At 48.5% G+C, this 3,113-nt stretch carries 3 protein-coding genes; 1 reads left to right on the top strand and 2 read right to left on the bottom strand.

Translation table 11 applies throughout. The features are described 5' to 3' along the window. Positions 1-566 precede the first annotated feature (566 nt). On the bottom strand, positions 567-1,079 hold the full coding sequence (locus tag ACOTYB_RS24670; RefSeq protein ID WP_053507525.1) for a hypothetical protein: 513 nt from the start codon (positions 1,077-1,079) through the stop codon (positions 567-569). A gap of 1,015 nt (positions 1,080-2,094) precedes the next feature. On the opposite strand from ACOTYB_RS24670, the gene ACOTYB_RS24665 reads away from it, so the two are divergent. Continuing rightward, on the top strand, positions 2,095-2,283 hold the full coding sequence (locus ACOTYB_RS24665; protein WP_053507524.1) for a Rop family plasmid primer RNA-binding protein: 189 nt from the start codon (positions 2,095-2,097) through the stop codon (positions 2,281-2,283). A 47-nt stretch (positions 2,284-2,330) separates the two neighbouring features. On the opposite strand, the gene ACOTYB_RS24660 is transcribed toward ACOTYB_RS24665, so the two are convergent. Beyond that, on the bottom strand, positions 2,331-2,558 hold the full coding sequence (locus ACOTYB_RS24660; RefSeq protein ID WP_206282062.1) for a hypothetical protein: 228 nt from the start codon (positions 2,556-2,558) through the stop codon (positions 2,331-2,333). Positions 2,559-3,113 lie beyond the last annotated feature (555 nt).

Here is a 3,113-nt window from a genome sequence, read left to right as displayed (position 1 = left end):
CCGTTTTTCCATAGGCTCCGCCCCCCTGACAAGCATCACGAAATCTGACGCTCAAATCAGTGGTGGCGAAACCCGACAGGACTTAAAGATACCAGGCGTTTCCCCCTGGTGGCTCCCTCGTGCGCTCTCCTGTTCCTGCCTTTCGGTTTACCGGTGTCACTCCGCTGTTATGGCCGCGGTTTCTCATTCCACGCCTGACACTCGGTTCCGGGAAGGCAGTTCGCTCCAAGCTGGACTGTATGCACGAACCCCCCGTTCAGTCCGACCGCTGCGCCTGTTCCGGTAACTTTCGACTTGAATCCAATCCGGATAGACACGGCAAAGCGCCAATGGCAGCGGCCATTGGTAACTGGGCAAAGGGATGAGTCTTGATGTGATAGCCATATTGCGGCTAAACTGGAGATACTTGTTTTGGTGACTCGTCGCCCTTACGACAGTTACCCGGTTCAAAAACTTGCCCGTTTGTTGAACCTTGAAAAAGCCACCTTGCCGGGTGGCTTTTTTCTTTCTAACGTCAAACGTTAAACGGCCATGCTTTAAACGTCAATTCATTGCCGTTTAAAGCATTACCCGCAATCTCGACCAAAAGAATCATTAGCTACATCTAACGCCTGTAGTGATCGAAAAACTTCATCATAACCGTGAACGGACACCAAACGTTTTAAACAACGTTCATCTCGACTTTTTAACTTAGAAAGAGCCAATCTCTCTCGCGTCAAAACCACTGATTCCGGATCTTCCAGCAACAGCTGCATATCATTTTCCGTAATGAGATATTTAGCTTGGATAGTTCCACCTCCAGTATCCGACGCGGTGGGAATCTTCACGCGTGATACAGGCAGGTAAAACTTATTTTCCAGAACATCAATGACCGCAGCCAGCTTAGTTACTTCGTAGTCTGCTTCAATCCGGTTCCCCGCACTTGTTACGCACTTCCCTTCACACATGGCAGCAAGAACAATAGCTTGAGAGTCACACATGTCATGAACAAGAGACAACATAAACGGGGAGTGATTGAACAGATTTGAAAGCTTACGGCGGGAGATAGAAGAAGGATAATCGACAGTTACTTTAGTCATGATTCACCTCCACGCCACTAAAGATAGCGGACGGAACCTTGCGGCACGTGAAGGAGATATAGCTAACATCCCCCGGATGAGGGATCGAGATTGTATTACACATTTTGGCACCTTGACCTTGCGGTCCGTGAAGAAGATTAAGGTTATTTGCTAACGGGGCATGAGCTGGTAAGGCTCGCAAACTGGTAAGGTCTGCCGTTGCGCCTATTCTAACACGATCACCATATTGAAGAGCAATTAATGCGCTGATGAATCGAGGATTTTTGACACAAAAAAACCCGCCTCTTCACGATTAGCGGGTTCTCTTGTGAAGGTTTCACCTTCTTAAGAAGCCATCTCAAGCTTCGACAAATAGCCACCACAGCTACCTGCCTATGTTTTTTAATTGCCAGCCACCACAGCCAGCGCCAGGGATAGTAATTCTAACGAGGGATCCCGTAAACAGTGTTTAAAAAACCAGCCATCAGAACAACAGCAGCATCGAGAGCAGCCTGTAAAACCCCCACTGTACGGCACCAAACGCTGCCTAAGACATTATCTACACAAAAACCTAGTCATAGGTTCACCAATAATTTAAAGCCGTTTAAATCAGTTTGAAGCCGTTTAGAACATATATAAATTGTTTAGTGTTTTTTCCTATTGAAAGGATCCCAATCGATCGGTGTAGTTTATAGGTTTACAAATAGTCTTTGTTTAACAATAAATTAAATAAATAAAGAAGGATCGATGAGGATCTCTGGTGTATCGATCTATCAGGTTCCTACTTGATGAATCACGTAGGAAGAAACTACGACACAAGCTCGGGAAAGTAACTTTTAACATAACATCCGTTGCCCGCACCGCCTCAGAGGCTCTCAGGGCGTTTCTGAGGCCTCCGGCCTGAAACATACACCTTTCTGTGCCCATATCGAGAAAAAACGCCCCTGATGATTTCTGCGTACCTGCATGGCTATGCACTCAAGTGAATGAAGTAAGATTTCAGTCTGCGATCACCATAAAACCGGGAAAAAGCCGTATGACAAAACAGGAATCAGCCGCACTGAACATGGCAAAATTTATCCGGGCGCAGTCGCTGCTGCTGCTCGAAAAACTCGACATGCTCGATCTTGATGACGAGGCAGCCGACTGTGAGCGAATGCACGAACAGGCTGAAGCGCTTTATCAGAAGCTGAGCGCACGCTTCGGTATACAGGACGGCGAATAAAGAGACGAAAAGAACGCTCACTTAGACGAAAAGCGTATCCAGGGCAACTATGTATATCCACCGTGTACATAGTCATGCCTGACGCTTTCGAGCAGGTCGAGCATGTAGGAACGACGAGCTTGATTGGTATCGGACACAATATGGCGATACGCCTCAAACATAAAAGCACCCGCATCACCGCCCGAACGGCGAAGCATAGCGGAAATCATCCGCACAAAGAGCAGACGTTCATCGGGGCAAAGGTTCATAAGTTCTCCTGGTGAAAAACCAAACATAAAAGCACCCCTCTATTAACGTCAGCTGTGAACGCTTCATTAGAAGAAAATAAGTAAACCCGGGAAAAAGATCCAAACGTTAACATCACAGGTAAACAGAAACGTCGGGTCGATCGGGAAATTCTTTCCCGGACGGCGCGGGGTTGGGCAAGCCGCAGGCGCGTCAGTGCTTTTAGCGGGTGTCGGGGCGCAGCCCTGAACCAGTCACGTAGCGCTAGCGGAGTGTATACTGGCTTAATATGTCGACACGGATGCGGAGGTCAGTGAAGTGCTTCATGTGGAAGGAGGAAAAAGGCAGCACCGGCGCGTCAGCAGAATATACGAGACAGGAGATATTCCGCTTCCTCGCTCACTGACTCGCTGCGCTCGGTCGTTCGGCTGCGGCGAGCGGTGTGGGCTTACAAACTGGGCGGAAATTTCCTAGAGGATGCCAGGGCGATACTTAGCAAAGAAGAAGCAAGGCCACGGCGTTGCCGTTTTTCCATAGGCTCCGCCCCCCTGACAAGCATCACGAAATCTGACGCTCAAATCAGTGGTGGCGAAACCCGACAGGAC

Origin of the sequence: Enterobacter cloacae complex sp. IR5450, from assembly GCF_049238665.1 — a bacterium.
Lineage (GTDB): Bacteria > Pseudomonadota > Gammaproteobacteria > Enterobacterales > Enterobacteriaceae > Enterobacter > Enterobacter hormaechei_C.
Note: the sequence above shows the minus strand (reverse complement) of the source record. Positions and strands in the feature narration are given on the sequence as shown.